The organism is Listeria sp. MAN/IMW/UF464 (assembly GCF_058683955.1).
This window is the reverse complement of sequence record NZ_JBZWZP010000003.1, coordinates 263,439-286,149: the sequence shown is the minus strand read 5'-3', so window position 1 is coordinate 286,149 and position 22,711 is coordinate 263,439. Positions and strand designations below refer to the sequence as shown.

The following is a 22,711-nucleotide window of genomic DNA, read 5'->3' as shown; positions in this document are numbered from 1 at the left end:
CAAAGGGTTTTAGAATAGCAATATATCTTGCTTTTTGTTCACTTTTTGACACTTTTGTTTCACGTGAAACATTTTATTTGCTATGTAATATCTCTAAAATACGTAAATCTAGCAAACCAGTATTTTTCACTGTCATATCCGCATCACGAAGTCCAGAACCAACACCCACGCTTATAATTCCAGCTGCGTTAATTGCTTCAATTCCAGCTTGGGCATCTTCAATTCCAACTACTTCTGATGGTTCTAAGCCTAAACCGCGACATGCTTCCACAAAAATTTCGGGATCAGGCTTTGATTTAGTAATTTTAGCAGCATCAACAATGTAATCAAATTCTTGTTCCATTTCAAGCGCACTCAATACCGTACGAGCATTTTTTGAAACAGATGCAATCGCGCATTTAAGATTTTGCTTTTTAAGAGCTACTATAAGTTCTTTAATTCCTGGTAAAACATCTGCCGGCGTAATTTCTTCGAGCAAGCTCACATAGAATTCATTTTTATCTGCTGCAAGTGCTTCGATTTGTTCTTGTGTGAAGTCATTTTCGCGGCCGTCTTTCTTTAAAATAAGAAGTAGGGAGTCAATTCTACTCACTCCTTTTAAATTCTCATTAAATGCTTCATCGAATTCAATTCCAATGCTCTCTGCTGTTTTTTTCCAAGCTAAGTAATGGTAATGCGCTGTATCTGTGATGACACCATCTAAATCGAATACTACTCCTTTTAATGCTGTTGTCATTCTACTCGTCCTTTCCAAACTGCCGCAACATTTCGTGCGGTTCTTCTTAGATTATTTGGGGTTTCTTTAAGTATTTTTTCTAAAGTTGTTGGACTCGCAATTGAGGGAAATACCGCGTGGATTCCGGCCGTATAGACAGCTTCAAGACCCTCTCCTACGCTTCCACAAATTGCAAAAACGGGTGTTCCATCAGGTACTTCTTTCGCCACGCCCACTGGTGCTTTTCCTTGAGCAGTTTGTCCGTCCATTTTCCCTTCACCAACGATGACTAAATCGGCATCTTTGCAAACTGCTTTAATTTGAAGCGCCTCGATTACAAAATCAATGCCAGACAGCAAATTCGCCTCTGCAAATGTTGCAAGTCCAGCGCCAATTCCTCCCCCAGCACCAGCTCGTGCCATTGTTATCATCGCTGGATTGGCCAGCTGATAAAAATGACGCATTGCCTCGTCTGCGCTCGCGAGATCAGTGGCAGCTAATCCTTTTTGTGGGCCGAATACATAGGATGCGCCTTCTTTTCCACAAAGCGGATTTTCAACGTCGGTTACTATATTTATCGTGATGTTTTTGAGCTCAGTAGGAACATTTTCAGAGCGGATGGTTGCGATGCTAGCTAAATTGGCGCCGATTGGATTTACGACATTGTTTTCTAAATCTAAAAATTCATAGCCAAGCGCGCTAGCCATGCCTATTCCGCCATCATTTGAAGCGCTTCCACCTATGCCAATGATAACCTCGGTCGCACCTTTTTTCATTACGTGCAAAATTAGTTCGCCCACTCCTTTTGTGCTCACTTGAAGTGGATCACGTTTAGTTGCTGGAACTAGATGCAAACCGCAAACCTCAGCCATTTCGATCAGCGCTTTTTTATTGCCCTCTGTAAAGGCAACTTTTGCTGAAACAGGCTCGCCAAACGGACCAGAAACATTGATTTTCGTCGTTTTCGCATCCACGGCTCTACTTAAAACATCAAGCGTACCCTCGCCCCCATCTCCAACTGGGAGTAAATGATAGTCTGCATGCGGATAAACTTCTTGAAAGCCCTCTTTAATATACTCTGCCACCTCGTGCGCCGTCAAACTTTCTTTAAATGAATCCGGTGCAATGACAATTTTCATAAAGACACATCCTTTTGTTCCATCTTAATCGTTAATGTATCCGTTAATTGCTGTTTTTCTCCGTAGATAACTAATTCTAGCATGCTTTTTGTGTTTTTTGAAAGTTGTAACGTGTTTGGCGCTATTTCCACTAGAATTGTTTCACCTTTCCACATGAATTCAAATTTAACAAACCGCCATGCATCTGGCAAATCTGGCGCTATTTCTAATAATTCTCCACTAGTATCAATGCCTGCAAATCCAAAAACCACTGCCAGCCAAATTGCCCCAAGAGAAGCCGCATGAAGCCCGTCATCGGATGAATGTGGTTCGTCCCCAAGATCAATTAAACACGCTTCTTGGAAAAATTGATAGGCTTGCTCGCGGTTTCCCGTACGATTTTCCACAATGGCATGAATCGCTTTACTTAAAGATGAATCGTGAATGGTTCGTTTTTCATAATAATCTAGGTTTTTCTTCACAGTTTCTGGCGCAAACATCTGAGGAAACAAATAGAATAACATCACTAAATCAGCTTGCTTTAAAATCTGTAATTCATTCACTTCTTGTCGCGAATAATCTAGCAAAATCCCTTGTGTTCCTTGCGCAGCCTTATATTTATCTAAATTTATCCAATCTTTTTGTAAAAAAGTATCATCTTGCGGAATTAAACCTTTTTCATTTCTGACCGGTAAATATAAGTTTTTAAGAAACGCTTTCGCACGTGACTGAAAAGCTTCATTATCGCGGTTCCATTCCAGCGCCATTTTCACATTATAGTGCGCCATGTAGTTGGTGTAAGTATTATTATCGATGTGCTCTGTATATTCATCCGGCCCAATCACATCGAGAATTTCCAGTCGACCATTACGGCTAGTTGCTCGACTTATCCAAAACTCTGCTGTTTCGAGGAGCAGTTCAGCACCACAGTCACTCATAAACTGAGCATCACCTGTGGCAGCTTCATATTCACAAACGGCATAAGCAATATCCGCCACTAAATGATGCTCTGAGATGGCAGAAGCTACTTTTTGCCGTGTTCCAGTCCGAATGTTAATCGCTGCAAATTCCGGCGTTTCTTCCTCACCAGAGAAGGCACTTTCCCACGGGTAAAGCGCCCCATTATATCCATTTTTCAACGCTTTTTCTTTCGCTTCTTTCAAATGAAGATAACGATATTCTAGCAGTTGTTTGGCAATTTCCGGCTTATTATAAAGGAAAAATGGCATAATGAAAATTTCCGTATCCCAAAAAACGTGTCCTTTGTAACCTTCCCCGGTCAGCCCTTTCGCACCAACACTACAACGAAAATCATCTTTCGGCGTCATAATTTCTAAATGATAGCACGCAAAATCTAGCGCAAACTGATCAAAATCATTCGTGCTCTCAACGCGAACACCCGCATGCTCCCAAAAATCTGCCCAAGCTCTTTCCGAAGTTGCTTTCAGTTCAGCATAGGTTTCATTTGGAAGCTCCACGTCCACCTCATCAAGAGATGTTTTAACCAGGCTTATTTTCTCCAAAGCGAATGTTTGGTTGGCTGCGATTTCTTGCTCAACTTCAGTCATTAATTGGCGATTTTTAGCAGTGAAAACCCCTTTTTGACTGACTTTTGTTGCCACTGTAATTCGCTGTTTGCTTTCAATCGTTTCATATTCACCAACCATCAGCTCTTCGTCAAAAATCCGTAAGCTAGATTCTGCCAACTGTTGCGTTCCAAAATTGGTTTGTTGTGCATCAATACCCGTTTTTATTTTCACTTTCGCACATCCATTTAAAGGCGTTATCTCCACTCTTGCCGCAATAACATGTTTCACAACCTTTGAAGCAAATCGATAAAAATTTAGTTGGTACTTGTCGCCGGCGCTGTTTTCCCAAATAATTTTCCTAACTAATTCTCCTGTATTCATATCTAAAAATCGTTCATACCCATGGACTTTCCCTGCTTGCATCGAAAAAACTTCCCCGTCAAGCGTCACTTGGAACCGTGTCACATCCGGCAAGTTCACTAGCTCCGAACTCACTGAACCGCTCGGACGATTGTAAATTCCTGCCACATACATACCACGAACTTGCTCCGGATATTCTTCTTCAAGAGCACCGCGCACACCCAAATAGCCGTTTCCGACAGTCATTTGGCTCCCATATTTATTTAGATAATTTAATGCAAATTCCTTCTCGATTATTTTCCTCATAAAAAAACACTCTCACCTTTTTCTGCCGATTCGTATAAACTTTCAACGATTTTTTGTATTCTGTAACCTTGTTCAGCGCCAGCAAGTTCTAAATCCCCCTCGCCAAGAACGCTATCAACAAATGCTTTCATGCTGTTATCGTGTTTATTTTCCTCCAGTTGACCTAAGCTTTCCAACAACTGAAATTCCCCTGCGTTATCCGTATAAATTTCAGCCGGATATAAACTTCCACCAGCTAAATCCCCAAAAAAGTCGACATTTAATACGCTCTCGGGTTTAATATGTAACGCAAAAGAAGTATCCAGCTCAATTAATCCGCCATTTTCCAGTTCAATAAAGCCGAATAAAGAATCCTCTACCGTATATTTTTCCGGATCCCATGAACCAAATGTCCCCGCACTTTTCTTGGTTCCGATTTTTTGAAAACTTTTTGCCGTAACTTTCTTCACTTTTGGAAAGCCAAGGACAAACATCGCCGCGTCAAGCATATGAATTCCCATATCAATCAGCGGACCGCCACCTTGCATTTCTTTATTCGTAAAAGTTCCCCAACCTGGCACACCAGAACGACGAAGCGCGGTTGCTTTCACACAATAAATTTCACCTAAAAGCGCCGAATTTTTCTTTAAAAACTGTGCTTCACTAGAAAAACGATGATGAAAATCATACGCTAAAATAGCTTCTTTTTCCTTAGCAAGATCCCACATCGCCTTCGCTTCTGCTGCACTCATTGCGGGTGGTTTTTCACACATAACCGCAGCCCCGTGCCTAAGAGACAACATCACATTATCAAAATGAAACCGATTAGGCGTACAAATACTAACTATATCAATTTTTTCTGTAGCAAACATTTCCTCCGCCGTGGCATAATGCTTCAAAAAACCATTGTTTGAACGAAACTCTTCGCCTCGTTCCATACTAGGATCACAAACTGCCACAAGTTCTAACTCATTTCTTGTCTTATAATATGCAGCATGAACCTTCTCAGCGACTTGTCCTGCTCCTATGATTGCAACTCTTTTCTTCATATCCGAAACTCCTTTTAGAAAAATCCGTCCGCTTTGATTGGGACGGATTTTCTATTTTAAATTAAACAGCTTTTTAAATGTGCCAACGCATCTCTATAAGCTTGTTCTGGATTCTCACTACGAACACGACATTCAAAAGTTAAAAATCCGTTGTAACCATTCTTTTTCAGTTGATCAAAACTTGTTTTAAAATCAAGGCTACCGCTTCCTGGTTGATAGCGATGATTGTCAGCAACATGAATATGACCGATGGAATCTTTATGCTCTTCAAGCGCAGTTGGAATGCTATCTTCTTCAATATTCATATGATAGAAGTCAGCGATAATTTCTACATTTTTAAGTTCATTTTCATCAATATATTTCTGCGCATCACTTAGCAAATTAATCATGTGATCTTGGTATCTGTTAAGTGGCTCAAGATAAACCTTCGTCCCAGTTTCACCAGCAATTTTATCCAAATAAATTAACGACTCGCTCACTGCTTTGAAATCTCCGGCTTGGCTACGCGGCGAAACCATTGGTGGAAGACGATAAGTGAACATTCCCCACGCCGCTGGAACAACAATCCCTTGCCCGCCAACTTCTGCTAAAGCTTCTAAAATTGCCTTAATTTCTTCTAAACCATTCAGTCTGCGCTCTTCAATGAAGTCACCAATCCAACCGTCATAACCGCCACATGCAGTACTAACAGGTAGCCCCGTTTTCTTGATAGCACTCTTCACTTCATCCAAATTCTCAACAAGCAATTTACCATCAATTTCAAAACCTTCAAAGCCCATTTCTTTTACATAAGCAAATTTTTCTTCTATATTTTCCGGGAAAAATGCTTGGTTTTGTGTGCCTAATTTCATTATTATCGCTCCTTAAAGGGTAATCCCCATTTTAATACTTAAATCAGGTTGTTGGTCGACATATTTCATATAACTTTCAGCAGAATCAGCGAATGGAACAACTGGATCAATGATGTCCGTACAATCCAAGTAACCGTTCATCAGTAGTTCCCAACACGTTTCCTCGATACGCTTACGATCCCAGCGCGGATAATCCGGATTTGGTTCACTAGCCGCACGTGAAAAGACGATTTTCGCATTGTTAAAATGAGCTTCCCGCCCAAGGTTAAATCCTTCTGGGAAAGGTTTCGCGAAGGCTACATAAGAAATTGTTCCGCCGTAAGCAATTCCGCGTAGTGCTGCTTGAAGTGCCGCCGCGTTCCCGCTTGTTTCAATAATCGAATCCGCACCCAGCTTACCAGTCAGACGTTTTACTTCTAAACCAACATCTGTCGTAATCGGATCAAAAGTAGCATCTGCTCCGTGTTTTTCAGCAATTTCACGACGATGACTAAGAGGATCAACCCCGATAACAACACTAGCACCAGCTTTTTTCGCCAGTTGAATTGCAATTTGGCCAATCGCGCCAAGTCCAACAACGACAACGTAATCCCCCGCACGAACATGTGCATCTCGCACGCCACTCATCGCAAATTGAGCCGGATCATAGCACACCGCATTTTTCCAATTAGCACCTTTTGGCAATTTACGTAGTTTATAATTATCGACAGCTTTTACAATAACAGTTTCCATAATTGGACCATACGAACAAACCGTGTCTCCAAGCTCATATTCCGTCACTTTGCTCCCACATTCAACAATCTCACCGACGACCATATTGCCTAGCTGAAACTCGCCAAACACAATACCTCGCGCACTATTTGTTTCACGTGAAACAAATAAATTCCATTCAGGAGAAAATTCTTCATCAATAAAAGGACTAATTCCTCTAAAATCAACTACTTCTGTACCATGTTTTGGAGAAGCGAATTGAACTTTAATTTTTACTTCATCTTCTACAACTTCACGATCATGATATTCTACTAATTCCGCCACACGAGGGGCAGTCGCAACTAATTTTTTCATTTTAAAAAACTTCCTTTCTTATCCTTTAACTCCACCGTCTGTTAAATTTCCTTTGATAAATCGTTCTGAAATTGCGTACATAATAACGACTGGAAGCGCCGTAACAAGCGATGCAGCCATCATTCTACCCCAAATATAATCTGGTGTACTAAATAGTGTATTTAAACCAATTGGTAACGTGAATTTCTCTGAGCTAGATAGGAAAATCGACGCAAACAAATAATCATTCCAAGCTACCATGAAGCAATATACAAACACTGATACAATACCTGAAATCGCAAGCGGAACAATAATTCGTAAAATAATCTGGAAGCGATTTAGCCCATCCATCATTGCGGCTTCTTCAATGTCAGTTGGAATCGTGTCGAAATAACTTTTTAGCATAAATACCGCAGTTGGTAGTGTTTGTACAACCATCGTGATAATTAAAGCTGTTTCTGTATCATATAACCCCAAACTCGAAATTATTTTAAACAACGGAACAATTAACAAAATTCCGGAGAACATATAAACCGTGTAAAAACTCGCGTTAATCGTCATTCGCCCTTTAAAGCGTAATTTAGACAACGCATAAGCTCCTAAAATCCCCAAAACGACCGCAATTCCCGCCGCAAAAACCGAAACAACCAAACTATTTTTAAAATACGTTAAAAACGGAAAAATATCTGGATTAAAAATATCGATATAATGCTGGAAAGTGAAATCTTTCGGGAAAAATGTTGGATGCGTAGAAATGGCTTCTTTGCTGCTCTTAAATGAAGTCATTAACATAATCGCAAATGGGAACAATGTAATACATAAAAATGCAACCATCGTCACATAAAACGCGATTTTCTTTGTTCTTTTTGACTTTTTACTACTTACCGCCATTCAAATCCACCCGCTTTCTTGCAAAAATAATCACAACAAAAATAATGACAAATAATATGACAGAAATCGCTGCTGCTTTTCCTAAATCATTGAATGCGAATGCTGTTTTATATAAATAAACTCCAAGGATATTTACTTTATTCGTGAGTAAGTATACATCGGTGAACATATAGAACATCCAAATCGCACGAAGCGTAATAACTGTTGCAAGTACCGGCATAATCGCTGGCAAAGTAACAATTTTGAATTTATCCCAAATGTTCGCTCCGTCCATATCAGCCGCCTCATAAAGCGACTTATCGACCGTTTGCAAAATCGCCAAAAACGAAATAAATGCATACGGGAAATAACGCCATATCGCAAAAAAGGTTACTAAAAAGAAACTAGAAACTGGATTATCAAACCATAGTGGCGCTTCTTTAAACATATGAAGCACATCCACTGTCATAAAATTAATCACACCATAACCATTATTAAACATATACTTCCATGCAAAAATAAGAGAAATAGATGGTGTTACGTACGACAAAATAATAAGCGACCGAGCCGTTCTTCTAAAACGAAATTCACGATTAAAGAAAATCGCTACAAGTAGCCCCATCCCCGTACTCCCAATTACTACAAGCGCTGTATAAGCCACGGTAAGACCTAGTGATTTATAAAACTCTGGATCCTTCAAAATATCTATATAGTTTTGTAAACCGATAAAGACCGATTTAATATTCGGATTTAGCGGCATATCTAAAAAACTAATCTGGATATTTGAAATCATCGGATATAACACAAGTGCTGCCAGTAAAACAAAACTTGGCGCAAGTAAAATCATTGCTAACTTAAAGTCGGACCTTTTATATACTTTTGTTTTCATAATGCCTCCTTAAATCAAAAAGCGACGTGCTAAACTGTATAAAAAGACGGGGAGACTCACCTCCCCGCTATTTGATTATTTACCTTCTTCTGCCTTTTTCTGTGCTGCTTTTAAGTCCGCTGAAACATCCCCACCGCCAACAGTTACGTTGTTAACCATTTGTGCGATAATACCTGAACTAGTTATATCACCCATTTTTGTTAGGTTTTTACCATCAACAAGTCCGAAAACTTGGATGTCGTTGAAAGATGCAGCGATTTCGTTTGGAAGATCACCAAATGATTTAATCACTTCATTTTCTTTGTATGCTTTTTGTTCTACTACTTCTTTATTTACTGGTTGTGCGCCACCTGGAGACATTAATACCCACGTTGCCATATTTTCTGGTTGAGACAAGTATTCAACAAATTTCTTCGTTGCTTTCTTTTGGTCATCATCCAAACCAGCAGAGATAGTCAATCCGGAAACTGTTCCATAAACTGCTTTTTCTTTTTCTTCTGGAATAGCGAATCCGATGTTAGATGGGTCGCCTTCTTCATATACAGATGGAAGAATATACGTAGAGTACATTGCCATTGGAACAGTACCATTCATAAACGCATCTTTAATTTCAGTTACGTCATTTGAACCAGGCATTGTGTACGCTGAAAGATCTTTGTAGTACTGAAGAGCCTCTTTCATTTCTGGTGTATCAATCGTTACATTTCCTTTTGCATCTAAAACATTGGCTTTGTTAGAAAGTGCAAATTGAGAGAAAGCTTGCTCACTCATCGTACTTTCTGCTGTTGGAATTGCAATACCGTATTTTTTATCAGCTTTATTCGTGAATTTTTTCGCTACTTTTTCAATATCCGCCCAGTTTTTTGGTTCTTCAAAACCAGCATCGGCTAAAGCTTTTTTGTTGTACCAAATACCTTGAACCCAACCGCTTAATGGTGCTGCGATATAGCTTTTACCATCTTCAGAACGCACTAAGTTTGTTGCACCTTCATAGTATTTATCTTCTCCAACCGAGTCGATAACTTCTTTTACTGCATCTTGGTCAATTAACTCATCTTTATCCATTACTTTGGCAAAATCTTGGCTTACTTCCATAACTGCTGGAAGTTTACCAGAACGAGCAAGTGTGACAACTTTTGTATTAAAAGCATCTTCTTCAACTGGAATTTGTTTGATTTTGATCGTTGGATTTTCTTTTTCAAAATCAGCAATTAATTTATTAATAACATCTAAACGCTCTTTTTCAACGGATGAATGCATAAATTCAATTGTTACTTCCTTACTACCAGACTCTTTCCCTCCACATGCAGCTAATACCGCACTTAGAACCAACACAACAACAAGTAATACAAGACTTTTTTTCTTCATTTTTGTTCCTCCCTGTAATTTTTGGTTTTTAGCCAGCAGAATTCATAGCCTCTAAGCTTTATGGAATCGCTCCCAGTTACTGCAGAGCCCGTATAAAGATTTGTATAAACACCGCTGTCTAGTGAATAATGCACTTCTTTTTCTGATAAATTATGAATCAATATAATCGATTCCGCGCCGGATGAACGTTTAACAACAAACAATTCCGCCGTAGATTCTAAAACTTCCATCGCGATTTCTGGATGGAAAAGTGATTCCGCTTTTCGTGTGCTAATTAATTTCGTTAACGCATCATAAGTTTCTTTTCGTAAGGAGTCAGCCTGTTCTAGCTCTGCTGTAATTTCCGCTAAGTCGTATTTTTTTCGATTAATAGAGCGATTGTGCCCTGTTGTTTCTACGCCTAAATAATCATTGCGGCTTCCTAAAATACTTTGAACATAAACGGCTGGGACGCCTGGGATAGACATTAATACTGCATGAGCGACAAGAAATCTCGATAGTCTCAAGTCATCCGTGTCCGCCTGTTTACTTAGCGCATCCATGTACGTCACATTAATTTCATATGGGCTTTTCGTGCCATCTGGGTTTTGTTTATAAGAAACGAGTGCTCCTTCTTTTTCCAAATCATCTACCAATGCTAAAATGTCTGCTTCTGGAATAATTCCGCGCACTGGATTTAAGCCAATTCCATCATGTGAAGCAAGGAAATTAAAGAAAGTACGCTTGCCTTCTGGGAGCTCTAAATTCTTCGCCCAATTGCTCAAAAACTCCGCATTGCCATGATGTATCGCATGGAGCACGAGTGGTGGAAGCGGGAATTGATAAACCATATGCGCTTCCTTTTCACCATTTCCAAAATAACTAATATTATCAACATGCGGCACGTTGGTTTCAGTTATAATAATCGTCCCCGGAGCTGCCATATCTACTAAATCTCTAAATAATTTCACGATTTCATGCGTTTCATCTAAGTGAATCGAGCTCGTTCCCGGCACTTTCCACATAAAGCCAACCGCATCAAGTCGCACATATTCCGCACCTTCTTCTAAATAGAACATCAACACATCAATCATCTTGTAAAGCACTTCCGGACAAGCAAAGTTTAAATCAATCTGATCCTCACTAAACGTCGTCCAAATATAACCCTCTTTACCAGAAGCAAATTGAAACGGCGTGAGCACTGGTGTTGCACGTGGTCTTGTAACCGAACTAAGGTCAGTATCGGGATCCATTTCCACGAAAAAGTTTTGAAATTCCTTATCGCCCGCTAAATATCTCTTAAACCACTCACTTTTCGCCGACATATGATTACAAACAAAATCAAACATCAATCGCGCCGACTGTTCCATTTCCTTAATATCTTCCCAATCGCCAAGCTCCGGATTAACCGCTTTGTAATCAATAACCGAAAACCCATCATCCGAGGAATAAGGATAGAAAGGTAGGAAATGTACTACCTCAAAAGTCGATTTTAAATAACGATCATACATTTTCTTAAAGGTTGGTAAAGTTTTTTTGGATTCCTCTTTAAATTGGTCTCCATATGTAATTAAAACAATATCTTTCTCGTCCCATTTGTCTTTTCGTACTAACTTTCTTTGTTTCGTTTGGTTTACCCGGGCTTCAATTCTCGTTGCTAAACTCTCAACTACATCTTCAGAATATAACCGCGAAAGTCGTTTTCTTAAATTCGTCATCATTTACCTCCTAACCGGGAGCGCTCCCACAAAAAGAATTATAGTATGGAAAGCGCTTTCTGTCAAACACAATTTAAAAGGAATTTCCTAACATGTTGACAGTATTGAGTTTTTATCCCTATATAACATCTAGTTGGACATTTAGCGTAAAATTGAGTAATATAAACATGGATGATAATGACCGGAACCGATACCGGAAACAATAGAGAAAGGAAGATTACCTTGGCAGCTACCATTTATGACATAGCAAAACACGCGGGAGTTTCAAAATCAACGGTATCCAGAGTACTAAACAATCAAGCTAATATTTCCAAAGAATCAAGACAAAAAGTATTAGAAGCGATTGATGAACTCAACTACCAGCCAAGCAAACTAGCTCGCGCACTTACTTCTTCAGGCTTTGATGCTATCATGGTTATCTCAAATCGCTCCACAACCACAACAACAGGAAATCCATTTTTTTCCGAAATAATTCAATCCATTTCCACTCAAGCTGAGTTGGAAAATTTCGACCTTATTCTTCAGACCGCCAAAAACAGCGAAGACGAACTCAAAAAATGCCTCTCAAAAATCCAAGAAAAAATGATTAAAGGTATAATTATGCTAAGTTCTCCGGCTGATGAAGATTTTTTCCATCAATTAGACCCGTATAATATCCCCATTGTCGTTACCGGAAAAGTAGAAGGACATTACAAAAATATTTATTCCGTTGACACAGACAATTTTGGTGATAGTTATGCTCTAACTAAACATTTAATCAAGCAAGGTCATAAGAAAATTGCTTGTATCCACGCGCCACTTGATTATCATGTTTCGATTGATCGCCTTGCTGGTTTTCGAAGCTGCCTATTTGACCACCAATTAGACCTTCGCAATGACTGGATTATTGATAGCGGTTATAGCATTGAAGACAGTTACAAAGCCGCATTACGCCTAATGGAAAGCACCGATAAACCAACCGCAGTTTTCGCAACCGACGATTTAAAAGTACTTAGTATTTATAAAATGGCAGCCGATAAAAATTTACAAATACCTGCAGATTTTTCTGTCATCGGCTATAATGATAAAGTAGCATCATCTTTCTTGTCACCGCCACTTACTTCTATTGACATACCAATTAATAAACTAGGAAAAAAAGCCACTAACTTATTATTTCGCTTAATCCATCAAGATAAAAACGTACCAAAAACAACGATCATTAAAACCGAAATGATTGAACGTGAATCCATTCAGAAAATAAACGATTAAGCTTATTTTCTGAGTTTAGTTGGTCCTGTAGCTCAGTTGGGAGAGTATCACCTTGACATGGTGGGGGTCGCTGGTTCGAGACCAGTCGGGACCATTTATAAAAAAGCACCCCTTATAGAAAGGGATGCTTTTTTTACGTTTATTTAAATAGCTTACCTAATTTCTTAAACAGACCATCTTCAATGATATCAATACCAATTCCCCAGTTGCTATCTAGAACTTTTTTATTAGCTTTAATATATTCTTCTAGATCTTTACCAGAAATAGTAAGGTTGTGATATGGACGATACTCTAAATAACACGAAGCACCGTTTTTGTGAATTTTCTTCGTCACACGATGATTTAAATACTTAGACTTGATGTCACATTCTTGACGTGTGTAGGAATCCGTCTGATCTATCGAGTGGTCAGTCGTTAAATGAATCTCCATTTTGATGATATTTCGATCAACCCAATACGGGAAATCTTTATGGAAATGTTTTTCCGCGCCATCATCAATAAAATTACCCCAACTCCAAAAATGTAAAAAGCGTTTTTTGTTTTCTACAATATATGGGTCAGTTATTGTTGCTTTATAAACTAGCGAAATCTCATTCATTTCCTTATTATCTTCCACAATTTGAATGGACGTGTTATTAAAGTGCTTATCAATCTCATTTTCTTCATATTTTTTATATAAAGTCATATTGCTATAAATCGCGAAGTTATAGCGATTAACAATATCTTTATTTGATTCATTTTTAAACATTTCACGTGATCCGTTTGCCATTCCACCGCGTAATTTTCTTTCAAAAACAACCTCGGCTTCATTTCCTTTAACATCACATCGGAAAATTTCTTCAACAGAAGGCGTTCTATCTTGAAAAGGCTCTTGCTTTTGTAATTCTGTTCCTGGTTTAATTTCCAAATAATACATGAAACTATTTCTTTGGCGGTTAGCTAAAAAACCTTGGTCACTACTCATTGTGGCATCAATAAAATAAACTTGATTATCATCTGTTACTTTTAAAATCGCATGGTTAAAATTAAATGGTGACGGCGTATAAACCGGTAAAAAGACATCACTGCCATAATTAACCAAAATCAGCTCTGAATCGACTTCTAAATAATCTAAAATCACTTTTAAAAGAACCGTTTTCGCCTTGCAATCACCTTGTTTCGTCTGATAAGTTACTTCTGCCGCTTGAGGCTCATGTCCATCCATTTCCGTTTCATTATACAAATAGTATATTTCTTTTTGAACAAAATCAATCGCATGCCTAATTTTATGTTTTAAAGAAGGTAATGCATCTAATTCAGAAACCAAATCACCAGCAAAACTAGCTAAATCCACTTGATAGAATTTCTGATAAACGTCACTGATTGCTTTGGTAATTTCTGGATAGGTCTTTTCAGTAACAAAATCAATAAATGGCGTAAGTTCAAACTCTTTTGGATCATTTCCAATATAGTCTTCTTTTTCGATTGTATAAGATTGGCTATTTTCAATAATAACTTTTTCTTTATCTAAAATTGCCCCTGCTTCATCGCGGAAATAATGGAAATTCGTTTCTAAATTCTGTCCTGTCTCGTTCTTCAATTCAAAACGATACTTTCCGTAAGCCCAGTATGAATTTGGAGCCGAATAAATCCAGCGGAAAAATTGGTTACGAATGCTGCTTTCTTCATATTTACGTTCAATAGTTGTTTCAATTAAGAAAATATCATTTAAATGTAAATCACGAATTAGAACCGTTACTTTTTTCTCATCATTAAAACTAGCTTGATTTTCATCACGAACATAATCCAAGACTTTCACATTAATATCATTTATTTTATCAATGACTTTGCCGTCGCGAATGACGGACAGAGTGTGTATATATAACACTTCATCTTCTGCCAAAATAAAATTGGTTTTTGCAGCGGAGTTGAGCATATTAGGATCATTCAAAGTATAAGCCATAGAAGTATAACTTTCCCGTGAATTCGTTTTAGCCGTTTCTACAATATCACACCAAAAACAATAATCCCGTTCTTGGGCAATTTGAGCATTATAAAAATCTGTATCTTGGGTATCTAACCAAGAAGAAATGTTTTCTTGCTTTGTTTCAGGAGAGCTTAATTCAGGTTTTATAAAATAATATTCTTTTGTCATTGGATAATCTCCTTGAGTTTGTATTTTTTATAGCTCCTTTTATTTTAGCAATAACTAAATATAATAAACAAGAAATAATCTTATATGATTACTATCTTTCCATTTTTTAGTAAAAAATTCGACACATTTATCATTCTTATGTACAAAAAAAGAGCTCTATACAGCGCTCTTTAAATGTAGTTATTTACCTGTATCTAACCAAGAAAATAACTTCAAACTTTGATATTCCGTGCCAATTTTTTCATAATCTCTAAGTAATCCTTCTTCTAAAAAACCAAGCTTCTCTAGCAAAGTAATTGACGCCTCATTTCTCGGGTCTACTTTTGCTTCAATCCTGTGTAATTTAAAAGATTCTTTTCCCCACTCCATCAAGGCTTTTACAGCTTCTGTAGCATATCCTCGTTTCCAGAATCGTGTTCCTAAATCATAAGCGATTTCTGCTCGGTGATTTTCATGATCAATATAGTTAAAGCCACATGTACCAATAATTTCTCCTGTTGCTTGCAAAATAATTACACATCTAAGTGCTTTTCCTTCTATCTCTAGTTGCCTTAGCATCCGAATCATTTCTTCTACAGGCTGTAAACTTTGGAAAGGCTCAATGTTCATATATCTAGTAACTGAATCATCTGACCAGTATCCAAATAAAATTTCCGTATCAGCCAACGTCATTTCACTTAAAAAAAGTCGTTCGGTTTTTATCATTTGCTTCCGATTTTCCATACGTTTACCCCCGCATTATTAATAAAAAAAGCTTATCAAATCTTGCCCTCAAAGTAAAATGTTTCACGTGAAACATTGGCTCTTTCTTTAATATAGTAACGTTTAGGTTTATAATGAAAAATATCTCAAAAAGCTTCAAAAAGGAGAATGATTCATGGAACAAACGGATAAACGTAAAACTTTAGCACTTATTTCAATAATGCTTGGAGCTTTTATTTCATTATTAGATACGACAATTGTTAATGTGGCCTTGCCTGATATTACGACAGCCCTACATGCGACAAGCGAGACGATTGAATGGGTTATTTCAGGTTATGCTCTTGCATTTGGCCTTGTGCTTATTTTAGCTGGACGACTTGGGGATAAATTTGGTCGAAAAAACATTTACATTATCGGGATTACTCTATTTCTAATTATGAGTGTTACTGCCGGTTTTGCGGCTTCGGAAAATAGCCTAATTATTTCCCGGGTAATACAAGGTCTTGCTGCCGGGTTATTTTTCCCGCAAATCAATGCGACGATTATGGATATGTATTCCGGAAAAAGCCTCGGGAAAATCTTCGGCATTCTTGGTTCAGTTATTGGTGTTGGTACTGCCATCGGACCTCTTACAGGAGGACTTTTAATTGAACTGTTCGGCACTACAAATGGTTGGCGCGCAGTTTTCTTCGTTAACGTACCTTTTGTGTTAGTAACACTTGTCCTAGCAATGCTTTACCTTCCTAAAAGAACCGTCTCCACGAAAAAAATCAGCTTTGATTTGCCTGGAGTTGGCCTACTGACAATCGCACTTTTACTATTACTTTTCCCACTTATTTCAAATGGTGCAAATGATTTCAAACCAATAGATTACCTTTTAATGGCGCTTTCTATTCCACTCTTCATCATCCTTTATAAATGGAGTGTTTACCAAGAAAAGAAAGGCAATCAACCATTAATTGCGCCAAACTTACTTAAAAACAATCAATTTGTCTCAGGAATGCTCTTATCACTCGTATATTTTGCTGCATTTACTAGTATTTTCTTCGTTCTATCGCTAACTTGGCAAACTGGTTTCAATCGTTCAGCTATTTTATCTGGACTTGCAATTAGCCCCTTTGCATTAGGTAGCGTACTGGCGGCATCCAATAGTTACCGATTTATCCCGCTACTAGGAAGAAAACTGTTAATGCTTGGGGTCTCGCTCGTTATTGTCGGTCTTGGCACGGTTTCTATAGTTTTCCATCTCAATGACGGCGCTTTTTCTGCTTGGCTCTTATTCCTACCACTTTTCATTGCGGGACTTGGCAGCGGTTTGACTATTGCACCATTGAATAGTTTTACCCTTTCCACCGTGACTGGTATAGATCGCGGTGGAGCTAGTGGTATGTTTAATACAGCGCAACGAATTGGTTCGTCCTTTGGGATTGCAGTTGTTGGATCAGTATTTTTCCGCACTCTCGGTAATACTACAGCCACCTCAAAAGCAAGTGCCTTTTCCGACAGTTTGCAAATGAGTATGTACGTTAATATTTTTCTACTCGTAGTTTGTTTCCTACTCATATTCCGCTTACCAAAAAGTATTTAGAAAAAAGACATGACTTTGAGTTAAAGTCATGTCTCTTTTCTTATGCTAAATAGAAAACTTCTTTTAAATCAACCGCGACCGGGCTATTATTAGGATTTGATTTCATGATTGGAGCCATATATTTCCACCACTTTTGACAAATTTCTGTTTCTGCTATTTTGTCATAAATGGCTTTATCCTCGACTTCCACATAAGCAAATAATGTATCCGTTTTTTCTTCTAAAAATATCGAATAATTAGCTGCTCCATGCGCTTTTAAGGCCTCTTTCATTTCTGGCCAAAGTTCGTCGTGTCTTTTTTTATATTCTTCTTGATTACCAGGATATAAATACATAATAGATGCCACTCGTTCCATTATTCTTACCTCCTAATTATTTAAATAACCTGCCTTTGCTTCAACGCCAAATCTTTCACCCAGTGCTTTCAATTGTTCATCTGTAATCGCTTGTTTAATACCGCCTTGTGACATCACAATAGTATAAACTTCTGCTGCTTTCTCGGCGGTTTCAATTAATCCAAATGTTTCATCCATTGATTGTCCCGCACCATAAATCCCGTGATGAGGCCAAACGATTAAACGATTTTCCTTCATTTTTTCTGATGTAGCTTTTCCAATGTCATTCGTACCAGGAACCAGCCAAGGAATAATCCCAACACCTTCTGGAAAAACGACTAAACATTCTGTACACATTTGCCATAAAGTTCTTGTAAATGCTCGTTCAGTCAGCTCATGTGTAAATGTCATCGCGAGCAAATGAGTAGCGTGACAATGCATAACAACGCGGTTTTCCGGATCCACAGAAAGTCTTGCAATGTGACTCATAAAATGCGCTGGAAGTTCACTCGTTGGCAGTCCGCCGTCTGTGTATCCCCACAACAAATGAACAGCTTTCCCGTCTTCACTCACTTGAATTACACCTAAATTCACAGCTGGAGCTTCTTCAACATTTTTAAAATATTTACCCGAACCAGTTACTAAGAAATACTTGCCAGCAAGCTTTTCACCGTCAAAGTCCATTGGAATTGTGCGGATGATTTGTTTTACATCTAAGTATTCCGCAACTTCTTTTTCATCAAGCAAATAAGTGATATTGCCACCGTTTCTTTCATCCCAGCCTAACCGGTATAAATTTGAAGTAGTTTTTGCCATTTCCTTAATAAAATCAGCATCAAGTATATCCTTTGTCATCGTCACTATCTCCTATCTTTTTAGTAATACATCTTTCTCATAAGCTTTTACTTCCTTCAACCAGTCAAGACCAACTGGGACACCATTAATTTCACAGAAGTAGTTCCATACATCGCCAAATGGGAAGTCTTTTAATTCTTCTGTAATTGCCATACGAGATGTAAAGTCATTTTCCAGTTCCATTTTTTTCAAATCAGCTGTAGGTTCTAAAAGGGCTTTAAGTAATGATTTTTGCGTATTTCTAGTCCCAACAACCCATGCAGCAATTCGGTTGATTGTTGCGTCGAAGAAATCAAGACCAATATTTGTAATTCCGAGTAAATCATTGCGCACCAATTCGCGACCAATTTCAATTAATTCATCATCCATAATCACCACATGGTCACTATCCCAGCGGACTGGACGGCTCACATGTAACATTACACCTTTACTGAAAAGTGCTAAAGAAGACAATTTATTAGAAATAACTTCAGTTGGATGGAAATGTCCCGCATCCAAGCAAATCAATTTGTCCCGCGTAATTCCGTAACCCATATAAAATTCATGCGAGCCAACTGTATAAGCCTCTGCGCCTAAGCCAAACAACTTACTTTCTACAGCTTCTTGGGTATATTTTTCATCTAATTTTTCTGCAAAAACTTCATCTAAAGCTTCCATCAAACGTTTTCTCGGGGTGTAGCGATCAATCGGGCAATCTTTTATACCATCCGGCACCCAGAAATTATTAATACTTGTTTGACCAAGTTCTTTCCCAAAGTACTCAGAAATTTTCCGCGAGCGTTTCCCGTGCTCTATCCAAAAATCGCGAACTTCTTTATCTGGTGAAGCTAAAGTATAATTATCTTTAAACATTGGATGTGAAAAGAAAGTTGGATTGAAATCGAGCCCCAATCCTTGCTCTTTCGCCCATTCTACCCATGGAGTGAAATGTTTAGGTTCAATTTCATTTAAATCTACTTTTTCATCTGTATCTACGTAAATTGCGTGTAAGTTAAGTTTATGTTTTCCGGGAATAAGTGAATAAGCTTTTTCCAAATCTTGGCGTAATTGCTTAGGAGTATGAGCAGCACCCGGATAATTCCCAGTCGCCATGATTCCGCCTGTAAGTTCGCCGTCTGGATTTAAGAAACCTTTAACATCATCGCCTTGCCAGCAGTGCATCGAAATTTTAATGTCTTTCAGTGTTTTAAGTGCTTTTTCCGTATCAACTCCAATTGCTTGATAACGTTCTTTCGCCACTTGATATCGTTTACTAATTTCTGTTTCTTGTCCCATTCTAAAAGCCTCCTAATTAAATTCAAGTACCTTAGTAAATCTTTCTTTTATTTCCTCAAATCTCACATCGCCACAAGAAAATTCGCCAATTTCAAATGAATTTCGAATAATTTTTCTTCCTGCACGCATGGATTCGATTTCACCCTGATTAATCATTTGTACAACTAAATTTCCAATCGCCGTTGCTTCTGAAGGTCCCGCAAACACTTCTATCCCTGCAAGTTTAGCTGTTAATTGATTTAGCATAGCTACATTACTTCCACCACCGACAATATAAAGTTTTTCGATTTTCTTACCAGTAATTTCAGTCATTTTTTCCAATTCTAGTGCATAATAGAGTGCTAGACTTCCATACACACAATTTGTCAGTTCGCCAATTGTCTCCGGTACAGTTTGTCCAGTTTCTTGGCAATACAATTTAATCTCATCCACCATGTTTTCCGGGTTATTAAACCGCGCATCATTGACATTAATAATTTGCTTGAAATAAGGATAATTACTCGCTTCCTCAGCCATCTCAGCAAAACTATGCTTATAGTCGTCCATGCGCGCAATTTCTTGAACAATCCAAAGTCCCATAATGTTTTTTAAAAAGCGATAAGTTCCATATGCGCCCCATTCGTTCGTGTAATTTTCTTTAAAAGCTGCTTCGTTATTAATTGGCGCGATTAGCTCCATCCCTATTAGCGACCATGTCCCGCTACTCAAGAATGCCCAGTTTTCTCCTTCTGCCGGAGTTCCAACCACTGCCGAAGCTGTATCATGTGTTGCCACTGTCACTACATCACAATTAGGAATATCGTACTCCTCTAGCCACTCCGCTTTTACTTTACCTAAATACGTCCCTGCATCCGTCAGTGGTGCAAATTTTTCCACATCAATGTTCAAATGCGAAAGTAAATCCTTATCAAATAATTGTTCTCGCAAATTAAGCATTTGAGTAGTCGATGAATTTGTTGTTTCTGCCACCTTAACTCCCGTGAGCACATAACCAATATAGTCAGGAATCAACAAAATTTTCTCCGCTCGTTCTAGTAAATTCCGCTCTTCCACGTACAGCTGGTATAGAGTATTTAATTCCATAAACTGAATACCTGTTTTTTTATAAATATATTCTCGTGGATACTCACTCGTTAAATTCTGCACCGCATTTAAAGTTCGTTTATCACGATAACTAATTGGGTCTGCCAACTTTTCTCCGGAAGCACCTATCAAAACATAGTCAACGCCCCACGTATCAATTCCAAGCACACATTCCGAAATCCCCAGTTGTTTTACTTTTTCCAAGCCAATAAAAATTTCCTGCATCAATTGATCAATTTCCCAGCGTTCGTGCCCATCTCGGTACGTAAAGCCATTTTTAAAACGGTGGATTTCTTCTAATTGTAATTTTTCATTTACCAATTTTCCTAGAATTAATCGACCACTTGATGCACCAATATCTACTGCAACATAATGTTTCACTGGTCTAGCTCCTTTTCTTTAATCAATTGTATTTCCGTAACGTTCCTTCGTAATATCATCAAGTGATCTGCCACGTGTTTTCGGCGCCCAAATTACACCAATTAAAAGCGACACTGTAAGTAAACCAATCATGATTGTACCCGCCACAGTAAAGCCAAGATTCGCCAAGATCACTGGGAACACAATCGACCAGACACCTGTACTACCACGAACTAAGAAAAACATCACACCTTGAACCCCACCACGATATTTTGTTGGAAAAAGTTCTGTTGACCAAAGTGCGTAAAAAGCTTGTGCACCAATCCCTGCTGAAATACCCCATAAAATAACAAATGTCCATAAGCCAACCCAAGACATTCCAACAAAAGTAAGTACAACCCAAGAGGCAACTGCCATTAAAGCCCCTACAAAAAACAACCCACGATGACTTACTCGATCACCAAATTTAGCAAAGCCAAAGTATGTAGAAGCTGCTGTGAGTATCCATAATACAGCTTGCAATAAATTCGCTTGTGTATTAGAAAGACCACCCACCGTTTCATATACAAACGGCATAAAGAATCCCATTGCACCTGCTACTAAATTCCAAAACAAGTACACACCCACTAAGAAAAGTACTGATTTTACATTTACCATACTAGAAAATGCTGTTTTAAAAGGATGTTCCAAACGATTACCACTTTCTTTCATTTTCACTTGCTCCGCTTCCCAGTCCTTCGACTCCTCTAATTTACGTTGCAACTGCCAAGCCACAAACGCTACAATCAATAAAGATAAGAAAAGTAAGCGGTTACCTAAAAGTCCAAGTGGAGATACAATAATTCCTAAAGTAAAGATAATTGCTGGCCCACATGACCAAGCAAATTGAGATATACCAATATTTCTAGCTCTTATACTAGGGTCCGCCATTTCAGAAATATATGTCCATGAAGCCGGAACTCCAGCCCCAACAGAAAGACCTGTAACTAAAAATCCAATTAATAGCATTGGGAAGTTCATCGCAAACATAATGATTGTAACCCCAAGCATATATACCAACATGTTATACGTATAAATAAATTTCCGTCCATATTTATCTGCTAAATGACCACCAATAAGTGCGCCAATTGCAGAACCAAACGCATTTGCGCTCACCGCCCCAAGTAATCCCACTGCAAAACTGCTAAGTCCGAATTGTGTTGCCCACAAAGTTAGTCCACTTGCTCCCGCTACAATACATCCAGAATCTAAATAGTTCGTCAAAGATACCGCTATCGTTCCTTTTTTACTTGTACTCGATCCAGCCATTCTTTTAACCCTCCTACTTATTTTAGTTAAGCGCTTACTTTATATTAAA

The 22,711-nt window shown here is 38.3% G+C and carries 19 protein-coding genes and 1 tRNA gene; 3 read left to right on the top strand and 17 right to left on the bottom strand.

The window, feature by feature from the left end; all coding sequences use genetic code 11:
• Positions 1-73 precede the first annotated feature (73 nt).
• The 10 genes from pgmB to AC4PG0_RS11315 all read right to left on the bottom strand — a co-directional run bounded on the left by pgmB (position 74) and on the right by AC4PG0_RS11315 (position 11,775).
• Positions 74-736: a beta-phosphoglucomutase gene (pgmB, locus tag AC4PG0_RS11360; RefSeq protein WP_003764497.1), complete on the bottom strand. Its 663-nt coding sequence runs from the start codon at positions 734-736 to the stop codon at positions 74-76.
• The gene (locus AC4PG0_RS11355) at positions 733-1,854 is read right to left on the bottom strand and encodes a glycerate kinase (RefSeq protein ID WP_112119959.1); all 1,122 of its coding nucleotides are present in this window, start codon (positions 1,852-1,854) and stop codon (positions 733-735) included. Before AC4PG0_RS11355 ends, pgmB begins: the two co-directional genes overlap by 4 nt.
• Complete coding sequence (locus AC4PG0_RS11350; protein WP_492167553.1) at positions 1,851-4,028, bottom strand: glycoside hydrolase family 65 protein; 2,178 nt, start codon at positions 4,026-4,028, stop codon at positions 1,851-1,853. The genes AC4PG0_RS11355 and AC4PG0_RS11350 overlap by 4 nt, the downstream gene beginning before the upstream one ends.
• Positions 4,025-5,056: a Gfo/Idh/MocA family protein gene (locus tag AC4PG0_RS11345; protein WP_194320309.1), complete on the bottom strand. Its 1,032-nt coding sequence runs from the start codon at positions 5,054-5,056 to the stop codon at positions 4,025-4,027. The genes AC4PG0_RS11350 and AC4PG0_RS11345 overlap by 4 nt, the downstream gene beginning before the upstream one ends.
• A 56-nt stretch (positions 5,057-5,112) precedes the next feature.
• Positions 5,113-5,907 carry a sugar phosphate isomerase/epimerase family protein gene (locus AC4PG0_RS11340; protein ID WP_010991483.1) on the bottom strand — a complete coding sequence of 265 codons (795 nt, stop codon included), beginning with the start codon at positions 5,905-5,907 and terminating at the stop codon, positions 5,113-5,115.
• Between the two features lie 12 nt (positions 5,908-5,919).
• Positions 5,920-6,972, bottom strand: a complete 1,053-nt coding sequence (locus tag AC4PG0_RS11335) for a zinc-dependent alcohol dehydrogenase (RefSeq protein WP_185590559.1) — start codon at positions 6,970-6,972, stop codon at positions 5,920-5,922.
• Between the two features lie 18 nt (positions 6,973-6,990).
• Positions 6,991-7,842: a carbohydrate ABC transporter permease gene (locus tag AC4PG0_RS11330; RefSeq protein ID WP_003727583.1), complete on the bottom strand. Its 852-nt coding sequence runs from the start codon at positions 7,840-7,842 to the stop codon at positions 6,991-6,993.
• A complete protein-coding gene (locus tag AC4PG0_RS11325) occupies positions 7,829-8,710 on the bottom strand; it encodes a carbohydrate ABC transporter permease (RefSeq protein WP_003764662.1) in 882 nt (293 codons plus the stop codon). The genes AC4PG0_RS11330 and AC4PG0_RS11325 overlap by 14 nt, the downstream gene beginning before the upstream one ends.
• Positions 8,711-8,785: 75 nt before the next feature.
• Positions 8,786-10,078, bottom strand: coding sequence for an ABC transporter substrate-binding protein (locus AC4PG0_RS11320; protein ID WP_003772736.1), 1,293 nt, complete (start codon positions 10,076-10,078; stop codon positions 8,786-8,788).
• Positions 10,075-11,775, bottom strand: coding sequence for a sugar phosphorylase (locus AC4PG0_RS11315; protein WP_033533742.1), 1,701 nt, complete (start codon positions 11,773-11,775; stop codon positions 10,075-10,077). The genes AC4PG0_RS11320 and AC4PG0_RS11315 overlap by 4 nt, the downstream gene beginning before the upstream one ends.
• Before the next feature lie 222 nt (positions 11,776-11,997).
• On the opposite strand from AC4PG0_RS11315, the gene AC4PG0_RS11310 reads away from it, so the two are divergent.
• Positions 11,998-13,023, top strand: coding sequence for a LacI family DNA-binding transcriptional regulator (locus tag AC4PG0_RS11310; RefSeq protein WP_003764514.1), 1,026 nt, complete (start codon positions 11,998-12,000; stop codon positions 13,021-13,023).
• 21 nt (positions 13,024-13,044) lie between these two features.
• Positions 13,045-13,117: transfer RNA gene (locus AC4PG0_RS11305), tRNA-Val, on the top strand.
• A 45-nt stretch (positions 13,118-13,162) separates the two neighbouring features.
• Here the strand turns inward: AC4PG0_RS11305 and AC4PG0_RS11300 are convergent.
• Both AC4PG0_RS11300 and AC4PG0_RS11295 read right to left on the bottom strand, forming a co-directional pair.
• Positions 13,163-15,157, bottom strand: a complete 1,995-nt coding sequence (locus AC4PG0_RS11300) for a hypothetical protein (RefSeq protein ID WP_003772733.1) — start codon at positions 15,155-15,157, stop codon at positions 13,163-13,165.
• 180 nt (positions 15,158-15,337) lie between these two features.
• The gene (locus AC4PG0_RS11295) at positions 15,338-15,880 is read right to left on the bottom strand and encodes a GNAT family N-acetyltransferase (RefSeq protein ID WP_010991486.1); all 543 of its coding nucleotides are present in this window, start codon (positions 15,878-15,880) and stop codon (positions 15,338-15,340) included.
• Between the two features lie 154 nt (positions 15,881-16,034).
• Here AC4PG0_RS11295 and AC4PG0_RS11290 point away from each other — a divergent pair, with 154 nt between their 5' ends.
• Positions 16,035-17,447 (top strand): MFS transporter, encoded by a 1,413-nt coding sequence (locus AC4PG0_RS11290; RefSeq protein ID WP_492167552.1) that lies wholly within the window; start codon positions 16,035-16,037, stop codon positions 17,445-17,447.
• Positions 17,448-17,487: 40 nt separating this feature from the next.
• Here the strand turns inward: AC4PG0_RS11290 and rhaM are convergent, their stop codons facing one another.
• The 5 genes from rhaM to AC4PG0_RS11265 are packed head-to-tail and all read right to left on the bottom strand — an operon-like array spanning position 17,488 to position 22,662.
• A complete protein-coding gene (gene rhaM, locus AC4PG0_RS11285; RefSeq protein WP_003764521.1) occupies positions 17,488-17,802 on the bottom strand; it encodes an L-rhamnose mutarotase in 315 nt (104 codons plus the stop codon).
• A 12-nt stretch (positions 17,803-17,814) separates the two neighbouring features.
• Positions 17,815-18,636, bottom strand: coding sequence for a rhamnulose-1-phosphate aldolase (gene rhaD / locus AC4PG0_RS11280; RefSeq protein ID WP_492167551.1), 822 nt, complete (start codon positions 18,634-18,636; stop codon positions 17,815-17,817).
• Between the two features lie 12 nt (positions 18,637-18,648).
• Positions 18,649-19,911, bottom strand: coding sequence for an L-rhamnose isomerase (gene rhaA / locus AC4PG0_RS11275; protein WP_003772729.1), 1,263 nt, complete (start codon positions 19,909-19,911; stop codon positions 18,649-18,651).
• A 12-nt stretch (positions 19,912-19,923) separates the two neighbouring features.
• Positions 19,924-21,375, bottom strand: a complete 1,452-nt coding sequence (gene rhaB, locus AC4PG0_RS11270) for a rhamnulokinase (protein ID WP_003772728.1) — start codon at positions 21,373-21,375, stop codon at positions 19,924-19,926.
• Between the two features lie 18 nt (positions 21,376-21,393).
• Positions 21,394-22,662: an MFS transporter gene (locus AC4PG0_RS11265; RefSeq protein WP_003725797.1), complete on the bottom strand. Its 1,269-nt coding sequence runs from the start codon at positions 22,660-22,662 to the stop codon at positions 21,394-21,396.
• Positions 22,663-22,711: the final 49 nt, after the last annotated feature.

Coding starts and splice junctions, on each gene's coding strand:
- pgmB (WP_003764497.1), bottom strand. CDS start 736: ATGACAACAGCATTAAAAGGAGTAGTATTCGATTTAGATGGTGTCATC.
- AC4PG0_RS11355 (WP_112119959.1), bottom strand. CDS start 1,854: ATGAAAATTGTCATTGCACCGGATTCATTTAAAGAAAGTTTGACGGCG.
- AC4PG0_RS11350 (WP_492167553.1), bottom strand. CDS start 4,028: ATGAGGAAAATAATCGAGAAGGAATTTGCATTAAATTATCTAAATAAA.
- AC4PG0_RS11345 (WP_194320309.1), bottom strand. CDS start 5,056: ATGAAGAAAAGAGTTGCAATCATAGGAGCAGGACAAGTCGCTGAGAAG.
- AC4PG0_RS11340 (WP_010991483.1), bottom strand. CDS start 5,907: ATGAAATTAGGCACACAAAACCAAGCATTTTTCCCGGAAAATATAGAA.
- AC4PG0_RS11335 (WP_185590559.1), bottom strand. CDS start 6,972: ATGAAAAAATTAGTTGCGACTGCCCCTCGTGTGGCGGAATTAGTAGAA.
- AC4PG0_RS11330 (WP_003727583.1), bottom strand. CDS start 7,842: ATGGCGGTAAGTAGTAAAAAGTCAAAAAGAACAAAGAAAATCGCGTTT.
- AC4PG0_RS11325 (WP_003764662.1), bottom strand. CDS start 8,710: ATGAAAACAAAAGTATATAAAAGGTCCGACTTTAAGTTAGCAATGATT.
- AC4PG0_RS11320 (WP_003772736.1), bottom strand. CDS start 10,078: ATGAAGAAAAAAAGTCTTGTATTACTTGTTGTTGTGTTGGTTCTAAGT.
- AC4PG0_RS11315 (WP_033533742.1), bottom strand. CDS start 11,775: ATGACGAATTTAAGAAAACGACTTTCGCGGTTATATTCTGAAGATGTA.
- AC4PG0_RS11300 (WP_003772733.1), bottom strand. CDS start 15,157: ATGACAAAAGAATATTATTTTATAAAACCTGAATTAAGCTCTCCTGAA.
- AC4PG0_RS11295 (WP_010991486.1), bottom strand. CDS start 15,880: ATGGAAAATCGGAAGCAAATGATAAAAACCGAACGACTTTTTTTAAGT.
- AC4PG0_RS11290 (WP_492167552.1), top strand. CDS start 16,035: ATGGAACAAACGGATAAACGTAAAACTTTAGCACTTATTTCAATAATG.
- rhaM (WP_003764521.1), bottom strand. CDS start 17,802: ATGGAACGAGTGGCATCTATTATGTATTTATATCCTGGTAATCAAGAA.
- rhaD (WP_492167551.1), bottom strand. CDS start 18,636: ATGACAAAGGATATACTTGATGCTGATTTTATTAAGGAAATGGCAAAA.
- rhaA (WP_003772729.1), bottom strand. CDS start 19,911: ATGGGACAAGAAACAGAAATTAGTAAACGATATCAAGTGGCGAAAGAA.
- AC4PG0_RS11265 (WP_003725797.1), bottom strand. CDS start 22,662: ATGGCTGGATCGAGTACAAGTAAAAAAGGAACGATAGCGGTATCTTTG.